The sequence below is a fragment of the Xylanibacter ruminicola Ga6B6 genome (genome assembly GCF_000687715.1).
GTDB lineage: Bacteria > Bacteroidota > Bacteroidia > Bacteroidales > Bacteroidaceae > Prevotella > Prevotella ruminicola_B.
Genome location: NZ_JHXD01000002.1, coordinates 1 through 21,583 on the forward strand (window position 1 = coordinate 1; position 21,583 = coordinate 21,583).

The 21,583-nt window shown below is 47.6% G+C and carries 18 protein-coding genes and 2 pseudogenes; 18 read left to right on the forward strand and 2 right to left on the reverse strand.

Annotation, left to right across the window (positions count from 1 at the left end; genetic code table 11):
• Positions 1–665: 665 nt before the first annotated feature.
• Positions 666–1,676, reverse strand: coding sequence for an iron ABC transporter permease (locus T500_RS0101695; RefSeq protein WP_028906683.1), 1,011 nt, complete (start codon positions 1,674–1,676; stop codon positions 666–668).
• A 187-nt stretch (positions 1,677–1,863) separates the two neighbouring features.
• Here T500_RS0101695 and T500_RS14915 point away from each other — a divergent pair, with 187 nt between their 5' ends.
• From T500_RS14915 to T500_RS0101720, 5 genes are all read left to right on the forward strand, one after another.
• The gene (locus tag T500_RS14915) at positions 1,864–4,239 is read left to right on the forward strand and encodes a TonB-dependent receptor domain-containing protein (protein ID WP_080694747.1); all 2,376 of its coding nucleotides are present in this window, start codon (positions 1,864–1,866) and stop codon (positions 4,237–4,239) included.
• Positions 4,240–4,288: 49 nt separating this feature from the next.
• Positions 4,289–6,640: a TonB-dependent receptor gene (locus T500_RS0101705; RefSeq protein WP_051611821.1), complete on the forward strand. Its 2,352-nt coding sequence runs from the start codon at positions 4,289–4,291 to the stop codon at positions 6,638–6,640.
• 129 nt (positions 6,641–6,769) lie between these two features.
• The gene (locus T500_RS14920) at positions 6,770–7,330 is read left to right on the forward strand and encodes a LiaF domain-containing protein (RefSeq protein ID WP_013065255.1); all 561 of its coding nucleotides are present in this window, start codon (positions 6,770–6,772) and stop codon (positions 7,328–7,330) included.
• Positions 7,331–7,456: 126 nt separating this feature from the next.
• Complete coding sequence (locus tag T500_RS0101715) at positions 7,457–9,469, forward strand: M13 family metallopeptidase (RefSeq protein ID WP_028906685.1); 2,013 nt, start codon at positions 7,457–7,459, stop codon at positions 9,467–9,469.
• The gene (locus T500_RS0101720; protein ID WP_028906686.1) at positions 9,463–11,610 is read left to right on the forward strand and encodes an outer membrane beta-barrel family protein; all 2,148 of its coding nucleotides are present in this window, start codon (positions 9,463–9,465) and stop codon (positions 11,608–11,610) included. Before T500_RS0101715 ends, T500_RS0101720 begins: the two co-directional genes overlap by 7 nt.
• Here T500_RS0101720 and T500_RS16240 read toward each other — a convergent pair.
• Complete coding sequence (locus T500_RS16240) at positions 11,605–13,209, reverse strand: LytTR family DNA-binding domain-containing protein (RefSeq protein ID WP_028906687.1); 1,605 nt, start codon at positions 13,207–13,209, stop codon at positions 11,605–11,607. The two genes, T500_RS0101720 and T500_RS16240, sit on opposite strands and share 6 nt — an antisense overlap.
• Before the next feature lie 132 nt (positions 13,210–13,341).
• Here T500_RS16240 and T500_RS0101730 point away from each other — a divergent pair, with 132 nt between their 5' ends.
• The 13 genes and pseudogenes from T500_RS0101730 (at position 13,342) to T500_RS0101780 (ending at position 21,577) form a co-directional block, all read left to right on the forward strand.
• Positions 13,342–14,556 (forward strand): transglutaminase-like domain-containing protein, encoded by a 1,215-nt coding sequence (locus tag T500_RS0101730; RefSeq protein WP_028906688.1) that lies wholly within the window; start codon positions 13,342–13,344, stop codon positions 14,554–14,556.
• Between the two features lie 9 nt (positions 14,557–14,565).
• Positions 14,566–15,087 carry a hypothetical protein gene (locus tag T500_RS0101735; protein WP_028906689.1) on the forward strand — a complete coding sequence of 174 codons (522 nt, stop codon included), beginning with the start codon at positions 14,566–14,568 and terminating at the stop codon, positions 15,085–15,087.
• A gap of 27 nt (positions 15,088–15,114) precedes the next feature.
• On the forward strand, positions 15,115–15,684 hold the full coding sequence (locus T500_RS0101740; protein WP_028906690.1) for a flavodoxin family protein: 570 nt from the start codon (positions 15,115–15,117) through the stop codon (positions 15,682–15,684).
• 22 nt (positions 15,685–15,706) lie between these two features.
• Positions 15,707–16,093: pseudogene (locus tag T500_RS17235) on the forward strand (GNAT family N-acetyltransferase); the annotation flags it as partial.
• 234 nt (positions 16,094–16,327) lie between these two features.
• Complete coding sequence (locus tag T500_RS17240; RefSeq protein WP_262502927.1) at positions 16,328–16,597, forward strand: zinc ribbon domain-containing protein; 270 nt, start codon at positions 16,328–16,330, stop codon at positions 16,595–16,597.
• Between the two features lie 157 nt (positions 16,598–16,754).
• A pseudogene (locus T500_RS17245) lies at positions 16,755–16,928 on the forward strand (zinc ribbon domain-containing protein); the annotation flags it as partial.
• A gap of 90 nt (positions 16,929–17,018) precedes the next feature.
• Positions 17,019–17,456: a pyridoxamine 5'-phosphate oxidase family protein gene (locus T500_RS17250; protein ID WP_036908274.1), complete on the forward strand. Its 438-nt coding sequence runs from the start codon at positions 17,019–17,021 to the stop codon at positions 17,454–17,456.
• Between the two features lie 17 nt (positions 17,457–17,473).
• Entirely contained in the window at positions 17,474–18,088 is a 615-nt protein-coding gene (locus T500_RS0101755) for an alpha/beta hydrolase (protein ID WP_028906691.1), read from the forward strand.
• Positions 18,081–18,635 (forward strand): GNAT family N-acetyltransferase, encoded by a 555-nt coding sequence (locus T500_RS0101760; RefSeq protein WP_224082990.1) that lies wholly within the window; start codon positions 18,081–18,083, stop codon positions 18,633–18,635. The genes T500_RS0101755 and T500_RS0101760 overlap by 8 nt, the downstream gene beginning before the upstream one ends.
• Before the next feature lie 132 nt (positions 18,636–18,767).
• Entirely contained in the window at positions 18,768–19,469 is a 702-nt protein-coding gene (locus T500_RS0101765) for a flavodoxin family protein (RefSeq protein WP_028906692.1), read from the forward strand.
• 22 nt (positions 19,470–19,491) lie between these two features.
• Entirely contained in the window at positions 19,492–20,211 is a 720-nt protein-coding gene (locus T500_RS0101770) for an alpha/beta hydrolase (RefSeq protein ID WP_051611822.1), read from the forward strand.
• A gap of 27 nt (positions 20,212–20,238) precedes the next feature.
• Positions 20,239–20,700 (forward strand): GNAT family N-acetyltransferase, encoded by a 462-nt coding sequence (locus T500_RS0101775; RefSeq protein WP_028906694.1) that lies wholly within the window; start codon positions 20,239–20,241, stop codon positions 20,698–20,700.
• A 352-nt stretch (positions 20,701–21,052) separates the two neighbouring features.
• Positions 21,053–21,577: a GNAT family N-acetyltransferase gene (locus tag T500_RS0101780; protein WP_196243449.1), complete on the forward strand. Its 525-nt coding sequence runs from the start codon at positions 21,053–21,055 to the stop codon at positions 21,575–21,577.
• The last annotated feature ends 6 nt before the right edge of the window (positions 21,578–21,583 follow it).

Here is a 21,583-nt window from a genome sequence, read left to right on the forward strand (position 1 = left end):
CCTCACTACAGCATCGGTATGCAGACTCCAAATACAGCTCACGAGCAGTCTGGTGAACAAAAAAAGATGTGGAAGAATAAAATTTATCGCAAGAATGAACAGAGTTTGCAGAATAATCCCTAACTTTGCAAGCGGAATGTCGAAGGACACTCTTTGGAGGCTTTGCGCCTCCAGCCGCATGGCAAACCACCGCAGTGTTTTTCATAGTTGTCAACTCTTTCAGGAAAAAGACAACCTTTTCAGTAAAGGTGTCAACGATTCCAGTAAAGAGTCAACTTATTCAGTAAAGCGACTGTCAACTATATCAGGAAAAAAGCAATAAACTGTCAACCAAAATCAGGAAAAGACAGTAGAATGTTGCAATGTTGCCGTTGCAACGTTGCATGAAGGAGTATAATAACTATTCAATAATTAATAAGTATTAATTTCTATTTATCATAATCCGGTAATATATATCGGATATCCATCCTGTGTAGAGGTGGGATAGTCCTTATTGCAACGTTGCAACGGCAACGCTGCAACGTTTGCCTACCTTCAATGAGATATCCGTAATGTATCTACCAGATATCCGTAACTTATCTCATAGATTAGTTACGTTTTCCCAACGTGGGAATATTTGTTCCCCAACTAGGGAATTTTTGCGCCCTCACGTAGTAGCAAAATTTTTATCGCTTGCGGGCGATGACATAGATGATAACGGGGGCGCCGATGAGAGGGGTTACGGCGTTGAGGGGGATGACACCACTCTCGCCTGGCAGATAGCAGATAAGATTACATACCAAAGCAACTACCGAACCACAGAGTAGGGTGGCGGGTAGTAGTTGACGATGGTTGTCGGTGGTAAGCAACAATCGGGCGATGTGGGGGACAGCCAGTCCGATAAAAGCTACAGGACCGCAGAAGGCGGTGGTGATAGCGGTTAGCAGGCCGGTTACTATCAGCAACCAGTTGCGTACTCGCAGAATGTTAACGCCTAAGTTCTCGGCATATCTGTCGCCTAGCATCAGGGCATTCAGGGGTTTTATCAATAATAAAGCACCTAAAAGGCCTGCTAGCGTTACAATCGCAAACACAGGCATATTGGCCATCGACACGCCACCAAACGAGCCCATACCCCATACCATATACGATTTTACGCCCTCGTCGGTTGCAAAAAAGTTAAGCAGCGATATGGCCGAGTTGCTGATGTAGCCGATCATAATACCTATGATTAATAGCATCACGCTATTGCGAACCAAGGTTGAGAAGAAAAAGATGATGGCCATCACCGTCATGGCGCCAATAAAGGCGGCCAGCAGAATGGCAGCAAAGCCTGTAATACTCACCGAACCTACGGATAGTCCGCCACCTAAAAACAGCATTACCAATGCCACACCCAGTCCGGCACCGCTGTTTACACCAAACACACTGGGACCAGCCAGCGGGTTGCGGAAAGCCGTTTGCAGCATCAGTCCACTTACAGCCAAAGCAGCACCACACAGGGTGGCTGTGATAGCTTGGGGCAGTCGCGACTCCAGAATGATGAACTGCCACGAGGCTTTGGCGGTTTCATCGCCCAAAAGTATGCTTACTACATCACCTGAAGGAATCGATACCGACCCCAGTAACAGGTTGAGTGCAAATAGGATAGCTACCACCAACCCTAAGCCCAAGCAGTATGCTGTACCTTTGTTCATTCGGAGGGCAAAAATACAACAAAACTTCCAAACTGCCAAACCATTCGTCACAAATTTACCGTTTATCACACCGTTCGTCACAAAACTGCACAGAATATCCCTAAAATTTGGAGTGTGTTGCAACTATATCTACTTTTGCAACGTCAAAACGACAGAGCTCGAGTTGAAAAATTAAATTGATGAAAGTATGAAAAAGTTAAGTTTTAGACTGATGGCCCTGATGGCCGCAATGATGATGACGCTGACAAGTTCCGCCAAGACACAGGATTGGGGCGGACGCGTAATAGATGAGAATGGCGAACCCATGCCATTTGTAAATGTAGTGCTGCTGTCGCTGCCCGATTCGGCTTTTGTACAAGGTGCGATGACCAACGAGCAAGGCGTGTTTAAGATTGTAACTGATGTAAACGAGGGCTTGTTTAAGGTTACCAGCGTGGGCTATCAGACCTTATATATTAAGGCCGGACAGGATCTTACCATCCAGATGAAGGAGGATACCCAGCTGTTGAAAGAGGTGGTTGTAAAAGGTCAGTTGCCTAAAACTCATGTTAAGGGCGATGCCATGCGTACTACTGTGGCAGGAACCATCCTTGAGAAGGCAGGAACCGTGAGCGACGCCTTATCAAAGATTCCTTCGCTCGAAGCCGAGCGCGATGGTGCCATAAAGGTGCTGGGGCGTGGCGATGCCGAGGTGTATATCAATGGTCGTAAGGTGCAGGATATCTCTGAGTTGTCACGCTTGCGTTCCGATCAGGTGCTGCATGTAGATGTGGTTCAGAATCCAGGAGCCCGCTATGCCGCATCAACCAAGGCTGTGGTTCGCATTACGCTGAAGAAAGCGCAGGGCGAGGGTATCAGTTTCCAGGATAATGCAGGTGGCATGTACCAGTATGGGCACACGCTTACCAATAACCTCGATGTGAACTATCGTACTGGCGGACTGGATGTAACAGCATCGTTCTGGGCAGGTCGCTATGGTCATAGCAAGTCGTTGCAGGAGGATGATATGTATTATATGGTGCCAAATGGTAATGGCAAGGATGTGGTTACCGGCTATACCAAGCAGGAAACCAAACAGATATGGAAGGGCCTCTCGCCACAGCTTCAGGTAAACTACATGTTCAACGAGAACCATAGCTTGGGTGCTTTCTACAAGTACGACTATCACCCCAGTGGTAGCCTGACCAGCGATTTTAATACCGACGAGTATCAGAATGGTGCCTTTATGGAGCGTTCGGAGAGCAAAATTAACCAGGATGACAAGTTTAAGAAGCATATCTTTAATGCCTATTATAATGGTAAGATTGGTAAGTTGGGTATCGATCTGAATATCGACGGACTTTTCGACGATACCGAAACCCCAGGAAATACCAGCGAGTTTGCCACATCACCTACAGGCGAGAAAACGCAGCGCACTATCAATAGCAATACCAAGAGCGCTAACAACTTCTGGGCTTCGAAGCTTATCTTCAGCTATCCTTTGCTGAAAGGTAATCTCTCTATCGGTGGTGAGTATAGCTACAATCATCGTACCGATGCCTACTCGTTTGCCGCCTCTGAGGCTGTGCCTGTTACAGCTACTGATACAGAGATTAACGAGAAGGCGGAAGCCGCCTTTATCGAGTACGGACACCAGTTCGGAAAGCTGTATGCTCAGGTAGGTTTGCGTTACGAGCATCTGAAGAACGACTATTATAACTTTGGTAAGCGTATGGACGACGAGAGCCGCGACTATGGCGACTGGTTCCCCACCGCAACCCTCTCAGCGCCTATCGGTAAGGTTCAGCTGGCACTCTCTTATCGTCGCGATATCAAGCGCCCTGCCTACAGCAGCTTAACAAGCTCTACCATCTATCTGAACCGTTATGCCTATCAGAGTGGTAACCCATATCTCCGCCCCACTTACACTCACAGCTTAGAGCTGAACGTAAACTATAAGTGGATGGGAATGAGTATGAACTACTCACGTATTAAGGATTTGGAGACGATGTCGTCAGAACCCTTCCCTGGTGCCGACGATCCGCTGGTATGCCTGGTTCGTCCCATCAATACTGAGGAGGACTTCAATCAGCTGAGCCTGAATCCCTATGCCAGTCCGGTTATTGGCTGTTGGCATCCCACCTGGTACGTCTATGTTCAGTTCCAGGATTACAAGGCGCCTCGTGCCGATGGTTCTACCATCACCCTCAATCACCCATATTGTCAGGTAGGTTGGAATAATACCATTACGTTGCCAAAGGGCTGGCGTATTAATGCCGGATTGAGTTATGTGCCTAAGGGCGATGCTAATAACTTCCGCATTCACAAGCAGCAGTTCCGTTCTAACCTCGGTGTTCAGCGCGATTTCAACCTGCGCCGTTTGGGTACACTTACTGCCGATGTACGTTGCAACGATATCTTTAATACCGATAAGACTAACGCCACCCTGTTTGGCCAGCGTGAGTTAACTGTTCGTAATCCAGCCCGTCGTACCTTCATGCTCGACCTGACTTGGAAGTTTAACGAGGCTAACAGTAAGTATCGTGGAAAAGGTGCTGGCGAAAAGCAGAAGGCACGTATGTAATTTGTAATTAATAATTTTGCGTTTGTAAGTTGAACATATTTAAGTTTGTATGAAAAGATTGTTTTTAGGTGCAGCTATTGCCATGCTGCTCATCCCTGCAGTGGCAGGGGCACAAGCCAATCAGGCCGTCCAGACTGTTCGTGGTCAGGTTTGTGATGTTGCGTCGGGCGAGCCCATGATTGGTGTAACGGTCACAGTAGAGAACGGTAGTACTATGGCTACCGTCTCTGATGTGGACGGAAATTTCGAAATCAAGAATGTGCCCGTGGGGCGCCATTCCGTCAGAGCCAGTTTTATTGGCTACGAGCCAGTATTGCTTAAGGAGCAGCTGGTAACCTCGGGTAAGGAGTTGGTACTCAATCTGCGTATGCGCGAGAGTATCTCCGAACTGGGCGAGGTGGTTATCAAACCACGAGTAAACAAGCAGCAGCCATTGAACGAGATGGCTCAGGTGGGTGCCCGTATGTTCAGTGTCGAGGAGGCTAGTCGCTATGCTGGCGGTATGGCCGACCCTGCCCGCACGGCTTCGATGTTTGCAGGTGTGGCCACAGGTGGTGCCACCAACGGTATCTCTATTCATGGTAACTCGCCCCAGATGCTACAATGGCGTGTTGAGGGCGTTGAGGTGGCCAATCCCAACCACTTTGCCGAGATAACCGAGGCTGGTGGCGGTGTGTTTACCTCGCTTAATGGTACCGTTCTGGCCAATAGCGATTTCCTCACTGGAGCCATGCCTGCTGAGTATGGTAACGCCCTTTCAGGTGCCTTTGATATGAAGATGCGCGTGGGTAACAATACCAAGTACGAGCATGCCATCCAGGTGGGTACGCTTGGTGTAGATTTTGCCTCCGAGGGTCCGTTGGCAAAGGGTTCTAAGGCCTCGTATCTGGTAAACTATCGCTATAGTTTCCTCGAGATAGCCAAGAAACTGCATGCCATCAATATGGAGAACGAGACGCTCGATTATCAGGATCTGAGCTTTAAACTCAATATGCCTACCAAGAAAGCAGGAACCTTTGCAGTGTGGTTTACCGGACTGATTGACCGCTACGAGAATAAGGTTCCCGATATGTCGGAGTGGGAAACGCTTTGGGACATGAACGACTCGTGGTCGCGCCAGCGCAACTGCGCTTTGGGCGTAAACCATACCTACCGCTTTAAAACAGGTGGTACGCTGCACTCAAGTGTGGCATTTACAGGCGCCTATCGTAAATTGGGTGTTAACGATTATGATGCCGAAATGAACATGATGCCAGAAATGGCCGGTCGCAACTCACAATGGAATGTGATTATCAGCACCCAGCACCAACACAAATTTTCATCAAGATATACCATGCAGAATGGCTTTGAACACCAGCACTTAGATTTCCACACTTGGATGGATTACATCCACTATACGGGTGGTCCACTATATCGTGTGTACGATTCTGAGGGCAATACAGGCCTTACCCGCCTTTATACCAACCATAAGGTGGCACTCAGTCGTAAGCTTTCGGCTGTGGCTGGTGTCAATGTCATGTGGTTTAACCTCAACAACCAGTGGCTGGTTGAGCCTCGTGTTAGCATGCAGTACAAAACATCGGCATCCAGCACGCTCTCGCTGGCCTATGCCATGAACAGTCGCAAGGAAACTACCGATACCTATTTTGTGCTGATGGACGGTAAGAATCCCAATAAGGATTTAGGATTGACTCGCTCGCATCATATCTCAGCCTCGTTCGCTCAGCGTTTGGGCGAGAACGCTATGCTGAAGATTGAGCCCTACTGGCAGTGGTTGTTCGATGTGCCTGTTGAGTTGAGCTCCTCCTATTCTATTCTGAATCATCGCAAGTTCTTCCAGGATCGTGCTTTGGTTAACGAGGGTGCAGGTCGTAACTATGGTATCGACTTCACCTTGGAACGTTATCTCAAGGATGGTTTCTATGGTATGATTACTGCCACTCTGTTTAAGTCGGAGTATCGCGATGCACAGGGCCAGTGGCACCACTCGCGCCACGATCGCCACTACGTCACCAATATCCTTGGTGGTAAAGAGTGGATGATAGGAAAGGCCCGCAAGAATGTGTTCGGCATTAACGGCCGATTAACCATGATGGGTGGCGATCGCTATACCCCAATCCCAGATGGTATCACTTTTGAGGAGGTGATGATGCGCCCTGATAAGTCGATACCTGAGGACGAGAGTATGGATCCCTTTACCAAGCAAAAGGGTATGAACGTAGGTTATGCTTTCTCGATTAAGTACACCATCAACAAGAAGCATACTTCGCACCACTTCATCCTCGAATATCTGCAGATGAAGACGTTCCAGGGTCAGACGTTCGACCTGCACACCCACGAGACTGTGGATAAGTTCACCTCGCTCACATTCCCCAATATTGCCTATCGAGTAGAGTTCTGATGATGGAAAAAGGGCCCATTCGTCACATTTTTGTACAGAATATCCCTAATATTTGGCGCGTGATGTAGTTTTTTATATCTTTGCAGCGTCAAACAATCGAAATGTAGAATTTCAAATAATAAGAGAGTTATGAAACCAAGAACGATTATCGGATTAGTTTTAGTTGTGGGTGGCTTGGTTAAGCTGGCCACTATCTGGGGACTTATTCATTGGGAGTGGTTCGAAACAATGTCTGAAGGGCCATGGTGCATGTATTTCAGCATCTTTGTTATTATGTGGGTAGGTGCGCATCTGATTGTAGATAGTTATCGTCGCGACCCCGACCAGTGGTTGCAGCGCCCTCTGCCCATCGGCGAGGATGGCAAGCGCATCTGCTGTTGCGTGCATTATGGTGGCGACGAGTATATTTTCCGTGGCGAGCCGTTCCATGGTGCCCGTCTCGATGCCTTCTGTGGTGGTCTCCGTATGGACTTGCGCGAGGCTGTGATTACCGAGGACGAGGAGATTGATATCCACACCTTCTGTGGTGGTGTCGAGCTCTTTGTGCCTGCTCACGTCAATGTGTTGGTTAAGAGTCGTAGCTTTATCGGAGGCGTAGGCAACTCAACCGTGCATGTGCCCGACAAGGATGCCCCTTGCCTGCACATTGTAGCCAGCAATTTCTTTGGTGGTGTTGATGTTAAGAATTAAGAAAACCAAGTTTTGTTAATATTAAGTTAGAATTAATTTTCTAATAAAAGCAACGTCCGTCGCGATGACGCATGTTGCTTTCATGGTAAGAACAAATATCGTTTAACTAATTATAGATTACGAAGTATGAAAAAAATGTTTTTTGCTGTAGCTATGGCCCTTGTTAGTTTGGCCAGCTCGGCACAGGATCTGAAAGCAAACATGGACCCGAGTGTTAAACCTGGCGACGACTTCTGGCTGTATGCTGTTGGTGGATGGCTCAAGGCCAATCCGCTGGATAAGCAGCATGCCGAGAACGGTGCGTTTACCGACTTGGAGGAGCTGAACAACGATCGTATTAAGGAACTGATTATGAAGTACGCCGAGAAGCAAATGCCTCAGGGAACCGACGGGCAGAAGATAGGCGCTCTCTATCGCTTATATATGGATAGCGTAAGCCGCAATAAGATGGGCTACGAGCCAATTAAGCCCTACCTCAAGCAGGTACGCGAAGTAAAGACTCGCGAGGAGTTGCTTAAGCTGATGTGCGATTTCGACGCTAAGGGATTCAATACCGCTCCATTCGGTATCGGTCTGTCACTCAATCCATTCAACTCTTCCGAGTATATGATTGGTGGCGGTCATGGCGGTGCCTCGCTGCCACAGGAGTACTATGCTAACCCTAATGAGCAACAGAAGAAGACAGTTGAAGCCAAGAAGGCCCTGTTTAAGGATTTCTTCAAGATGGTAGGCTATAGCGAAAAAGAGGCTCAGAAAAAGATGGAGGCCGAGTGGGCCATCGAGCATGCCATCGGCATAAAGACCCTGAATCAGGTTGAAAGTCGTAACCCCATGGCTACTATCCACATCATGCCTTGGCAGCAGTTGTTGAACGATTTCAAGGGTATCGACTGGGAAGGTTATCGCGATGCCTTGGGCATGCCAAAGGATATCGATCAGGTAAACATCAGCCAGTTGGAGCCTTTGCACGAGGTTGAGAAGATTCTGGCCAACACCAGTCTCGACGATCTCAAGTCGTATGTCGAGCTTCAGATTATTCGCTCTTACAGCGGTTTCCTGAGCGATGCTTTTGGTGATCGTGCTTTCGAGGCGCAGAAAGCCATCAGTGGTGTACAGGAGCAGCAGCCCCGTTGGAAGCGTGCTGTTTCAACCATCAGCGGTAGTCTGGGTGAAACCATTGGTAAGCTGTACGTTCAGGAGTACTTCCCCGAGAGCAGTAAGCAGCGTGTGGTACGATTGGTAAAGGATTTGCAGCAGGCCTTCGAGGATCGTTTAAACGAGAATACCTGGATGAGCGATAGCACCAAGGCCAAGGCACTTGAGAAGCTGCATGCCATGCATATTAATGTAGGCTATCCCGATAAGTGGGAGGATATGGAGAAGTTTGTGGATATCCGTGAGAACGAGAATCTGGTCGAGAACTTCATCCGTATCACTCAGGAGGCCCGTGCTGCCATGTTCCGTAAGTACTGGCACCAGCCGGTTGATAAAACCCGCATGGTTTGCACACCTCAGACGGTTAACGCTTTTTATCATCCCCTCTTCAACAGCATCAACTTCCCTGCAGCCATCCTGCAGCCACCATTCTTTGATGTAAATGCCGATTACGCCAGCAACTACGGTGCCATTGGTGTAGTAATGGGACACGAGATGACCCACGGATTCGACGATCAGGGTTGTCAGTTTGATAAGGATGGTAACCTGAAGAACTGGTGGACAGCTGACGATAAGACCAATTACGACCAGCGTACCAAGGTGATTGCCGACTGGTTTAGCGAGCAGGAGGCTGTGCCTGGTTTGAAGGTTAACGGACAGAAGACGCTTGGCGAGAACGTGAGCGATAACGGTGGTTTGAAGATTGCTTATCGTGCTTACGAGAACCGCATGAAGCAGGAGCCACTGAGCAATATCGAGGGCTTTACCCCTGCTCAGCGTTTCTATCTGGCCTATGCCCGTGTTTGGGCTTGCAACAGCACCCCTGAGTACACGGCCATGCTGGTTAATAGCGATGTGCACTCACCTGCCCGTATCCGTGTGATGGCTGCTCTGCCTATGATCGATACCTGGTACGATGCCTTCGGTATCAAGCAGGGCGACAAGATGTTTATCCCTAAGGAGAAACGTGCATTAGTATGGTAAAAAAATATGTTGCGGCAACTGCCCTGGCCCTTGTATGTACAACAAGCTGGGCGCAGGAGCCTCAGGACTCGATAGAATCTGTAGACAAGTATTTAAATCTGAAGGAGGTCGTCATTAAAGGCGGCCTCCCTCACACTCGCCTCAAGGGTAACGCTATGGTTACCCGTGTGGATGGTACGGCGCTGGCATCGGCAGGTACACTGGGCGACTTGCTGGTAAAGGTGCCAGGCATGACTGGTACCGATGAGGCTCCCGAGGTATTAGGCAAGGGTACGCCTCTTATCTATATTAACGGTCGCAAGATGCGCGACGACAGCGAACTGAAGCGCCTACGCAGCGAGGACATTCGCGATGTAGAGGTGATTAACAACCCAGGTGCCCAGTACGATGCGCAGATACGTGCCGTGGTGCGTATCAGAACCAAGAAGCTGAAGGGCGAGGGTCTGGGACTGAATGCGACACTCTCGAACGAACGCGACCTGCGTTACGATTTCGACCGTCCACAGGTAAAGCTGGGGGCCAACTACCGCAAGGATGGGGTAGATGTGTTCGGACAGGTATATTTCTACCATCAGGACTATCGCCAATACAGTACGATAGAGGATAAGACCATGACTGACGTGAAGACATTTTATCAGCATGGCCCTTACACCATGACGTGGAAGTACAACCAGCTGAACTATAGCGCTGGTGTGAACTGGCAGTTGAACGAGAACCACTCATTAGGTGCGCGCATAGACCTGACACACCGCCCCAAAAGCGGTACCAACCAGGTGATATACGATGAGGATGTGATAGAGAATAACGTAAAGATCGACCATCTGTACTCGCACCAGACCAGCAAAGAAAGCAAACCTCTGGGCATACTCACCAATACCTATTACAATGGTAAGGTGGGTAAGTTAGGTATCGACTTTAACTTCGACTTTATGAAGGGTGGTACCGATACCGACCGCGAGAATGTGGAGCTGAGCCAGATACAGAACGACTATGTGCTCAGTAAGTCGGGTACCAACAGCCATCTGTATGCTGCCAAGCTGGTGCTGTCGTACCCTATCTGGAAGGGTTCGTTGGATGCAGGAACCGAGATGAGTTTTGTGAAACGTAATAACACTTACTGGATTGATAAGACTACCATTGCCAATACCGATGCCGACATTAAGGAGAATAACATTGCGGCCTTTGCCGAGTATGGTTGCGACTTTGGTAAATGGGGACAGGCTAGTGCGGGTTTACGTTACGAGCATACGCTGTTAGACTACGACGATGCCAGTAACAACGACTATCTGCACCGTTCGATGGACGAGTGGTTCCCCACAGCATCGTATGCAGTAACGTTAGGCAAGATTCAGGCGGGTCTCTCATACAGTTTGAAGACCGAGCGCCCCAGCTTTTTTGCCATGAACGATGCCGTAACCTACATCAGTCGCTATACCCTGCAGGCTGGTAACTCGCAGTTGAAGAACGAACGTATCCGCGACCTGACGCTGAACCTGGCCTGGAAGTGGATTAACCTCTCGGCCTCGTACGAGCATACCAAGAATGCCATTATCCAGTGGACGGAAATCAATACCGCCCAGAAGGATGCCACACTCGTCAAGCATCGTAATCTGGATAAGCCCATCAAGACGCTGAGTGCCTATCTGTCGCTCACACCACATGTGGGCATCTGGTCGCTCAACGCCACATTAGGTATTGAGAAGCAGAATTTGTATCTGGATGTAGAGGGGCCGCACAACCACCAGTATCGTGTGTACTGCGATAAGCCCACATATACCGTAAACGCCTTTAATACGTTTACTCTCAAGCACGGCTGGCAGTTTGATGCCAACGTGATGTTCCGTTCAAATGGTAACTCGTATATTTTCTACAACGACACCTACAGTCTGCGTTTGGGATTGATTGTACAGAAGAGTTTCCTGAAGGACCGCTCGCTTGTGGTACGTGTGGGCGTACTTGATTGCTTGCAGCGCCATCATGTGAACGAGGTGTGCGATCTGGGATATAATTGGTTCAAACAGACCAACCGTTACTCAACCCATAAGTTGGTAACAACGCTCATCTACCGCTTTAATGCCACCCGCAGCAAGTACAAGGGCACGGGAGCAGGTAAGGATGTGCAGGCCCGCATAGGATCATAACATATCCTTAATCGCTGTCTTAATTTGTGCCATGTTACTGCGCGAAACAGGTATGGTATCATGGCAATTCTTCATTACAAGCTGGGTGGTGCCAGTGTGCGAGATAATCTGCTCTACCTGTTCGAGGTTGACAATAAAGGCGCGATGGCAGCGTACCATCATAGGATAGGCGCTTAGTTGTTCCTCAATCTGTTTTAAGGTAGCGCGTAACATATCGTTTTTAATTTTCCCATCAAGCAGTTGGTAAACTTTTACATAGTTGCCAACTGCTTCTATATATACCAGATTGGCGATGTCGAGCGATAACGTATCGCTGGTTGAGCCAGTAAACGTGATATGTGTAGGTGCTGCATGTTCGGCTGTGGCAACGGGTGTTTCCTTACGTACATTCTGCAGACTTTTTAACTGCTCGTTCAGCAGCTTCAGTTCCTCTTCCTGCTTGGCCAGCAGCTTTTTGCGCTTGCCTGCCAATACCGACAGTCCGAATATAATGCTTATCAATGCTAAGGTGAGTGCCAGGAAGAAGATGAGTTGGCGCTGGCGCGAAACGGTTAGCATCAGCTCATGGTCGCGCAGATTATGCATCGACCACTCCTTGGCTTCGGCCACAGCTTCGCTCTTTTCGCGTTTATCGCGTTTATTGTTGGCATACTCGGCTATTTCGGTCATATCATATCGCCCTGTAGTGGCATAGTTCAGTACCATGCGGTGGGCTATCATGCAGAATCGGGTGGCATCGGTAGCTTTTTCTTCATCTACCATATCCATATACTGCCGGGCCTTCTGTTTGTCGCCCTTCAGCAGCCAGGCATGCGACAGCGAGAAGAGTGCGCCAATCTTGTTGTCTTCAAGAATCGTGGAATGCTGATAGTGATCTAATATATACTCTTGCAGCTGGATGCCTTTATCCAGCTGGCCCATGGCTACAAGCATATCAGCATAGTTACGCATCACATCATTCCAGATATAGATGGAGTCGGCGGCTGTATCCCTATAAGCTGCGATACGTTCCATCGTAGCGATGGCTGCATCGTAGTTGCCATGATAGAAATATTCGATAGCCAGACTGTTGAGCAACTTGGCCTGGTTCTTATCGCCGCCATCCAGTTTCACCACCTCTTCGGTATAGCGTTTCAGTCCATCCAGATTACCTTCGAGCGATTCCATGCGGGCCAGGCTTCGGAGTTTTGAGATGGTGCCTTTGCGATCGTTAGCGCGTTTACTCTCTTCTACCGACAGGCGCATCATGTCCTTGGCCTTGGCAAAGCTGTCGCGCCACCAGTAGTACGACGATGCCAAAGCATGGGCCTTGCATAGCATGGCGCTATCCTTGTCCTGATAATATTCGGCAGCATAAAGCACCAACGAGTCTTCCGACAACGCTTGGTAGGTGCCAATGTGTGCCTGGGCCATAGCCATCCAGTAACGAGCCTTCCATTCGCCCTTCAGTCGGGTGGCATCTTCTACCTTATTTAGTACGTACAAGGCGCTGTCGGCGTGTTCTCCAACAAGTGTCTCTGCTTCGATAATAAACTGTTTGTCTGTTTTGCTGCATGCAGCCAGCAGTAATGTAATGAGTAGCCAATTAATTCGTTTCATGCCGCAAAAATAATGTAATTCTGCGATTTGACCAAGCGATTCATCACAAAAGTACGCAGATTATCCCAAAATTTTGCTTATTCTTGCAACTATGCTTATCTTTGCAACGTCAAATGATAAAAACTGGAGAGTATGAATAAACTTAAATTATTGATGGCATTGACCATTGTGATGATGAGTGCTATGAACACAAAGGCTCAGAATCAACGAATGATGGACTTTCAAAATGAGTTCTCTAAGTATCAGACACAGTATCGTGACCAGATGCATAGTGGAAAGCACAAGGATGCGCTGGCCCCACTGGCAAGTTGTATCGCGATGCTCGACACCACCACGATTTTCAAAGTGGCCCCCATCCCCGAGGGAGCCATTCTGGAGCAGAAAGGACTGCTTTACTACGACCAGGCATGCTGCTATGCGATAGTGGGACAAAAGAAACAGGCGCTTGCGGCATTGGGGCAGTCTGTCGAGCTGGGCTATAAGGATTATAATAATATGGTGAACGACAACGACCTCGTCTCGCTGCGCAAGGACAAGAAATACCAGGCGCTACAGGCGCAAGTGAAAGACCGTCAGCCGCTGAATGTGCTGAAGAAGTCGGCCCCGTATGCAAAGGATGATGCGAAGGTAGAGTTCCGTTATCAACCCAAGAGATCGAACAATCTCTGCAAGGTTCGCGATTACTTTAAACTCGATTCTGTAGCAGGTCAGGGCGATGAACTGTCGAAGATTATCAATCTGCTGCACTTTGCCCACGACAACATCCGCCACGACGGCAGCAACCAGGCGTTTGCCGAGTTGGATGCCATCGACCTTTACAACTATTACAAGGCTACTGGCAAGGGGGTGAACTGCCGCCAGCTGGCCATATCGCTCTGCGAGATGTACCTGTCGATGGGCATTCCTGCCCGCTACGTGACCTGCATGCCTGCCGATTCGCTCGATTATGAGTGCCATGTGATTAACACGGTGTGGTCGAGTCAGTTGCAGAAATGGCTTTATATCGACCCCACGATGGATGCCTGGGTGACTGATGAGAACGGCACGCTGCTTAGCATCGCCGAAGTGCGCGAACGACTCATTAACGACCAGCCCTTGGTGCTTTGTGAGACAGCCAACTGGAACCATGAGTCGCAGCAGACAAAGGAATACTATTTGGAAACCTATATGGCGAAGAACCTGTACTACTTTGTGTGCAAGAAGCTTAACCGCTTTAATCCTGAGAGCGTCTATCGCGACAACGATCCTGAAGGTGACGTCAGACTTATACCAGTAGGCTTCGTTAACAACAATTGGAAGTGTGATACCACAACCGACCCAGAGGTATTCTGGGCAAAACCAGAATAAATAGTTACAATGGCGATAACAAGTGAGAGATTGAACCAGACTTTTAGTGAGGGCGGAGCTCTGGAGATATACCAAGAGATTAAGGCGAAAGGTGATTTTCTGGGCTTTGCCCAACGCTATGCCTTCGACACCGACTATCGTGTGGCGAGAACTGCTTTGTGGGGTCTGACCAAAGCTAAGGACGAAGAGTTGTCGGAATTGAAGGTGATATACAATGAGCTGATAGATCAGGCCATGCAGACGGAGAATTCGTCGGTGAGGCGGCTAACGCTGAACATCATCGAAAAGCTGAAAATGGACGAGGATGATTTGCGGACTGACTTCCTTGATTTCTGTTTCGAGCACATGGTCAGCATCGAAGAGTTTCCTGGCACCCAAACGCTCTGCATGAAACTCGCCTTTCGCATGTGCACCTTCTATCCAGAACTGATGGACGAGTTGAAACGTACCCTCGAAGCGATGGAGATAGATTATTATAAACCCGCCATAAAGTGTCTGCGTAAAAGGATTTTCAGTGGGCGATACAAATAAAATAGATTTTTGAGTACAAAAGAGAATATGAACATTCTGATTATAAATGGCAGCCCTCGGAAGAAGGGGCTGATTTCCCAGATGCTAGGCATCATGCAGGAGGAGGCTGAAACGCGAGGCGATACGGTGGAGATGGTCTATACCAACGACCTTACCGTGAAGCCTTGCAAAGGCTGTATGGCGTGTCGCACGAAGGAGAAATGTGTGCTGGCTGAAGATGATTCGCAGCGGGTGTTGAAGATGATGCAGCAGGCTGATGCAATCATCATGGGTGCACCTTGCTACTGGGGCAACATCCCTGGACAGATGAAACTGATGTTCGACCGTCAGGTGTATGGCATGATGCGTGATACTAATCGTTTTCCAGAACCGCTGATGAAAGGTAAGAAGGGTATCCTTATCAGCACCTGCACTACGCCATGGCCTTGGAACATTCTGTTCAAACAGTCGCGCGGAGCTATCCGTGCCATGCGTGAGATAGCCCGCTATGCAGGTTTCAAAATCGTAAGTACCATCGAGCGTGGCGGCACAGCCATGCATCCCGCGCTGACCGAGAAAGACAAACAAAAGTGCCGTAAGGCTATCAATAAGTTGTAAATAATTAAAATCAAAAATAACAATGATTATTAGATTAGAAGATACAAAAGACTATCGTGATGTAGAGAACCTGACGCGTGAGGCATTCTGGAACGTATATCGTCCTGGATGCACAGAGCATTACGTGCTCAATCAGTATAGAACCAATCCCGACTTTATACCAGAGCTGGATTTTGTGATGGAGGTAGATGGAAAGATCATCGGTCATGTGATGTTTTCGAAGGCCGAACTTGTGCTTGATGATGGCAGCAAGAAAGCTTCGTGGACATTCGGCCCCATCAGCATTCATCCTGCCTACAAGCGCAAGGGCTATGGTCTGAAGTTGCTGCAATATGCCTTGGATAAGGCTCGCGACAAGGGTATCGGCTTTATCTGTATGGAGGGTAACATCGAGTTTTACAAACATGCAGGCTTCGACCTTGCCAGCAAACTGAACATTCACTATCATGCCGAGCCGAAAGATGCCGAAGTGCCTTATTTCCTGGCTCAGGAACTAATTCCTGGTTGGCTTAAGAACAATGGTATCGCCGAGGCAACCTATTGCCCTCCCAAGGGCTATTTTGTAGCCGATGAAAACCCAGAGGCTTTCGAGGCTTACGAAGCTAGCTTCTCTCAGAAGGAGAAAGCATTCCAAGAGGGCCAACTGCCACAGTTCTGCCAGAGTTGCGGCATGCCATTGACGCGTATCGAGGATTGCGGTACAAACGAAGACGGCAGTACCATTTTTGATTATTGCCAGTATTGCTACAAGGATGGCAAGTTTGTGCAGGACTGCAACATGGACGAGATGATTGAGCATTGCACCCAGTTTATTGATGAGGTAAACAAGAACATGCCCAAGCCCATGACCAAAGAAGAGTATAAGCAGATGATGCAAGGTTTCTTCCCGATGCTAAAACGATGGAGAAAATGATGAGTTATGGCTTAGGTTATGCTAACCCCCATTCGTCACAAATCGATGCTGTTTATCCCAGAAATTTGTTGCTATCTGAAACAATGTGTACTTTTGCAGCGTCAATAATCAACATAAGAATATGAATAAAGAACAAAGATTTTGTCAGAGTTGCGGAATGCCACTCACAGAGGAAGTCCTCGGTACTAATGCCGATGGCAGTAAGAACGAAGATTACTGTATGTATTGCTACAAGGATGGAAAATTCTTGCAGGACTGCACGATGGAAGAGATGATTGAACATTGTGCACAGTTTGTTGGCGCAGTAAACGAGGGATTGGAGAAACCCATTACAAAAGAGGAATATATCGGTATGATGAAATCGTACTTTCCCCAGTTGAAGCGCTGGCGCCAAACGTTGGATGTTAGTAACGATGAAGTGATGAATGTTAACCCTGCTTTGGCAGGCGTTAAAGAACTTATTGCACAGATGGCCGACAAACAGCCCATCGCTTACATCTCATCGGTCGATCAGGACGGATTCCCTTGGACCAAGGCCATGTTGAAACCACGCAAACGTGAGGGTATCAAAACCTTCTACTTTACAACCAACACATTCTCAATACGTGTGGCTCAATACAAGGCCAATCCCAAGGCAAGCATCTATTTCTGCGATGCTAAAGGATTTAAGGGCATGATGCTCAGAGGTACAATGGAGGTGCTGACGGATGCAGCCTCGAAGGAGATGATCTGGCGCGATGGCGACACAGAGTACTATCCAGGCGGCGTCACCGATCCTAATTACTGCGTGTTGAAGTTCACTGCTACCGATGGCCGTTTCTACAGCGATTTCTATCCACGTAGTTTCGTAATTGAGTAAATGATGAACAACAAAGCATGAAGGTTGTTGAATTAAATATTGACTCTACGCCGGCGCTGATTATTGGCGAGAAGAGCGAGAAAGTGTTCCTGTTTGTGCATGGGTTGCATGGACGCAAGGAAGAGGCATTGGCCTTTGCAGAGGTGGCTGTGCCCAAAGGTTATCAAGTTCTGGGTATCGACCTGCCTGTAGAGCGCAAGCCTTGGGAGGTACTGCCTTTGCTGAATGAGATACGTGATTATCTATATGATAATTGGCAATCGGTATCTGTTCGTGCTAACAGTATAGGTTCGTGGTTTACGTTGTTGGCTTTCCAGAGCAAGAAAGTGGAGCAGGCATTGCTTGTTTCTCCAATTCTCGATATGAAGCGGTTTATAGAGCTGATGCCACAGCGCGAGGACGACTATTACGAGTGGGTTGTTAATAACCCAATTACAAGTTTGGTTGCACCTACCTACATCCTTCGCCCAGAAGTGGACTTGATTGTCAGCGAGGAAGTAGGTCACGACTTCATCAGTCAGCATCAGTGCCAGGTCACTATCATGCCTGATGGAGAACATTGGTTTCATACGCCAGAACAGCTTGCTTTCCTGAAAGCATGGGAAGAGAAAACGATAATATCAAATGAATAGAATTACAATGGAAACAAATCGTATCATATTGCGCCCTTGGCGCGAATCGGATGCGGAGACACTGTATAAATGGGCTTCTGATCCTGATGTGGGGCCTCGTGCAGGATGGCCACCTCATCAGAATGTGGAGGAGAGTCTGGAGATTATTCGCACTGTATTTAATGACGTGCTGCACACATGGGCTATCGTTCTAAAAGAGACTGACGAGCCTATTGGCGCTATGGGGTACGGCCCGTCGTGCGAGTGCGATCTGCCGGCCCGCGAGGGTGAACCGCTCATTGGTTATTGGGTGGCCAAGCCCTATTGGAATAAGGGCATCTGCACAGAGGCACTGCGCCTGATGTTAGACCACATCCGAGAATCGACGGACATCCAATCGCTCATTAGCGGCCACTTCGTAGATAATCCAGCTTCTGGTAGAGTAATGGAAAAGTGTGGTTTCGTTCCCACAGGCGAGATTTGCATAGACGAAAACCAGTATCAAGGTGAGAACAGGCCTATCAGAGTGTTGAGATTAGAATTGTCATCATTGCATGGTGCTACATAGATGCGCGCTCCTGTAACTCACGATTAGCGCTCCCTTTCGTCACAAATCATTGCTGTTTATCCCAGATATTTGGCTGTCTCAGCAATTATGCGTTCCTTTGCAGCGTCAAATCATAATAAATAAAATATAATAATGAAAGTATTAGTCATTAACGCATCAGCAAATAAGGAGCGCAGCACAACGCTTAAACTTACCAAAACAGTTCTGGAAGGTCTCGAAGTAGAGGCTTCGGAAGTGGAGCTTGTAACTACCATTGGTCTTAATATCAATCCCTGCAGAGCTTGCTATGCCTGTTGGTTTAAGACATCAGGCAAGTGTGTGCAGAAGGACGATGCAACAGAAGTGATGGAGAAAATTCGCCAAGCCGACCTGGTTATCTGGTCGATACCTCTCTATGCCTATGGCGTACCCTCGCATTGTAAGGCACTGATGGATAGAACAGTATCGTTTAACTCGCCTTTGATGTATATCGATTCTGATGGCATTGCCCATCACTATGGTTATGAGGAAGGCACCAAGAAAACGGTACTGATTTCGACAGCAGGACTGCCTAACATGAGGGGAAACTTCGATGGACTTCTGTTTGCCATGCGCCACATGTATGGCAAGAATATCAGTTACATCTGTTGTGCCGAGGGCTCATTCTTTATGAGTCCCAATACCGAGAGTTTCACTACTCCCTACTTAGAGAAAGTCAAGCAAGCTGGTGCGGAGTTCAAGAAAATGGAACGGATCTCTGACGAGACACAGGCATATCTTGATACACCTATGCTCCCTTCAGATGCATTCGTCAAGACCGTGAATGGCATTTTTGAAGGAATGCTGGCACGCTAACTAGTTTTGTAATTGAATAATTATGAAGAGGATGATTAAATCAAGAATTGATACAATAGAAATACAAAGCCGAACTCTAGGTAAGACTATGGCTGTTACGATTTATATGCCAACCAATTTTTGCGAGGGATTACCTGTTCTCTATTTTATGCACGGGCGTAGTGGCGACGAGTCTATTATTTATGCTTTGGATATACAAACCGTTGCAGACAGAATGATTGCAGATGGCAGGATGAAACCAATGCTAATTGTCTGCCCAAGGATGGAAGATACACTAGGATTAGGTGCTTTCGAAGATTATTTCTTTAACGAGGTGATGCCAATTGTAGAGAAACAATACAAAACGAGTGTACGTTGCATTGGAGGGGTTTCGGCTGGAGGCTTCATTGCCTTGAACTACGCTTTCCGCCATCCTTATTTTTTTGAGCGAGTAGGCGGTCACATGCCTGCCATCGAAGACGTATTGGATGATGACGACCTGCATTATTTCGGAACCAGTGAGCAATGGAAAGCAAATAATCCGCTTTTCCTGGTTCAGAAGTGTACTTTGCCTTCAACTATGGAGATTTATCTTGACGCAGGAAGTGAGGACGAAGGTGGATTTTATCGAGGATGTGCGCAACTGGCAGAAAGATTGGCAGTCCGTGGCGTTCTGGTTCAGAATCATTTAAACGAAGGACATCATACCATTGATTATATCAAAGCTCATTTGGAGGAATATCTTATGTTTTATGCAAAATAAATAGACTATGAGTGATCTAATAGAAATATGATGAAAGACAGTATCAGTAAGGCCAACATGGACGATTTGCAGGAGATTCTCAATCTGCAATACCTTGCTTATCAGAGTGAGGCTGCCTTATTTGGCAACAAAGATATACCACCCTTAAAGCAAACACTAGATGAGGTGATTGAGGAATACCACAAAGGTATTATCCTGAAGTTGGTGGATACAGATAATCTCATTATAGGTTCTATTCGTGCATGGGAGATGAAAGGAATCGTCTATGTAGGAAAACTGATGGTTCATCCCGATTACAGACATCGTGGCTATGGCACGAAACTTCTGAGGAGGATAGAGGAGTATTACCCTCAAAAGAGATATGAGCTGTTTACGAGCACCCGTAGCATTGACAACATCCGACTGTATCAGAAGATGGGCTATCAAGAGTTTGACCGTAGGCGGGTGGATGATCAATTAGAATTTGTATATATGGAGAAAATTGTATGATGAGAACATTAGACAATTAGATACGCCAGAGATGGGCACTTACGCTCGCTGGCAAAAAGGCATAACCAACCACCTTTCCGTTTACCATTGCCACTATCCAGGGATATTTCTGCTGAACGGTCTCGATGCGTCGGCAGAACTCCTCTCAACTCTAGTCTTATGAGTCTTCGTTCGTACTCACACAATACATTGAGGATATCAGTAATCACGCCCTCACCGTAAATATAGGGTTCGTTTTTTAACGTAACTCATCACAAATATGTGTAATTTATCCCTAATGTTTGTTTGTCTCGGCAACAATTCGTAATTTTGTAGCGTCAAAACATTAAAAAGAAAGAAAATGCAAGATTTCATGACACCCCCGAAGCACGTAAACTGTCGTGCCAAGAAATCATCATTAGATATGACTCTTAGACCATTTCTGTCTGATGATGCAGCGACAATTCTGAGTTGGTGTAAGGATAAGCATGCCTTCCGACTTTGGAGTGCCGACAGGTATAAGGATTTTCCTGCCAAGCTTGAGGAGATGATGGCGCAATACAATGGCGACAACATGTATCCACTGACGGCAGTAGTGGGTGATACGATTATCGGCCATATTCTGTTACGACGTCCTTCTGAGGATAAAAGCATCATCCGTTTCGGCTTTGTGATTGTAGATAATACGAAGCGAGGCTATGGATATGGTAAGCAGTTGTTACGACAGGCTATCGAATATGCAAGGGAGAAACTCGGCGCTAAGCAGATTACGCTCGGTGTGTTTTGCGAGAATATTTCTGCCGTAGAATGCTACAAATCGGTAGGCTTCCGCATCATAGGCGAAGGTTCCTATTTGATCGACGGTGATGAATGGAAAGAATTTGAAATGGAATTATAAAAGTAA

Coding starts and splice junctions, on each gene's coding strand:
- T500_RS0101735 (WP_028906689.1), top strand. CDS start 14,566: ATGGCGATAACAAGTGAGAGATTGAACCAGACTTTTAGTGAGGGCGGA.
- T500_RS0101760 (WP_224082990.1), top strand. CDS start 18,081: ATGAATAGAATTACAATGGAAACAAATCGTATCATATTGCGCCCTTGG.
- T500_RS0101730 (WP_028906688.1), top strand. CDS start 13,342: ATGAATAAACTTAAATTATTGATGGCATTGACCATTGTGATGATGAGT.
- T500_RS0101775 (WP_028906694.1), top strand. CDS start 20,239: ATGATGAAAGACAGTATCAGTAAGGCCAACATGGACGATTTGCAGGAG.
- T500_RS0101780 (WP_196243449.1), top strand. CDS start 21,053: ATGACACCCCCGAAGCACGTAAACTGTCGTGCCAAGAAATCATCATTA.
- T500_RS14920 (WP_013065255.1), top strand. CDS start 6,770: ATGAAACCAAGAACGATTATCGGATTAGTTTTAGTTGTGGGTGGCTTG.
- T500_RS17250 (WP_036908274.1), top strand. CDS start 17,019: ATGAATGTTAACCCTGCTTTGGCAGGCGTTAAAGAACTTATTGCACAG.
- T500_RS0101765 (WP_028906692.1), top strand. CDS start 18,768: ATGAAAGTATTAGTCATTAACGCATCAGCAAATAAGGAGCGCAGCACA.
- T500_RS16240 (WP_028906687.1), bottom strand. CDS start 13,209: ATGAAACGAATTAATTGGCTACTCATTACATTACTGCTGGCTGCATGC.
- T500_RS0101770 (WP_051611822.1), top strand. CDS start 19,492: ATGAAGAGGATGATTAAATCAAGAATTGATACAATAGAAATACAAAGC.
- T500_RS0101705 (WP_051611821.1), top strand. CDS start 4,289: ATGAAAAGATTGTTTTTAGGTGCAGCTATTGCCATGCTGCTCATCCCT.
- T500_RS0101740 (WP_028906690.1), top strand. CDS start 15,115: ATGAACATTCTGATTATAAATGGCAGCCCTCGGAAGAAGGGGCTGATT.
- T500_RS0101755 (WP_028906691.1), top strand. CDS start 17,474: ATGAAGGTTGTTGAATTAAATATTGACTCTACGCCGGCGCTGATTATT.
- T500_RS0101695 (WP_028906683.1), bottom strand. CDS start 1,676: ATGAACAAAGGTACAGCATACTGCTTGGGCTTAGGGTTGGTGGTAGCT.
- T500_RS0101720 (WP_028906686.1), top strand. CDS start 9,463: ATGGTAAAAAAATATGTTGCGGCAACTGCCCTGGCCCTTGTATGTACA.
- T500_RS0101715 (WP_028906685.1), top strand. CDS start 7,457: ATGAAAAAAATGTTTTTTGCTGTAGCTATGGCCCTTGTTAGTTTGGCC.
- T500_RS14915 (WP_080694747.1), top strand. CDS start 1,864: ATGAAAAAGTTAAGTTTTAGACTGATGGCCCTGATGGCCGCAATGATG.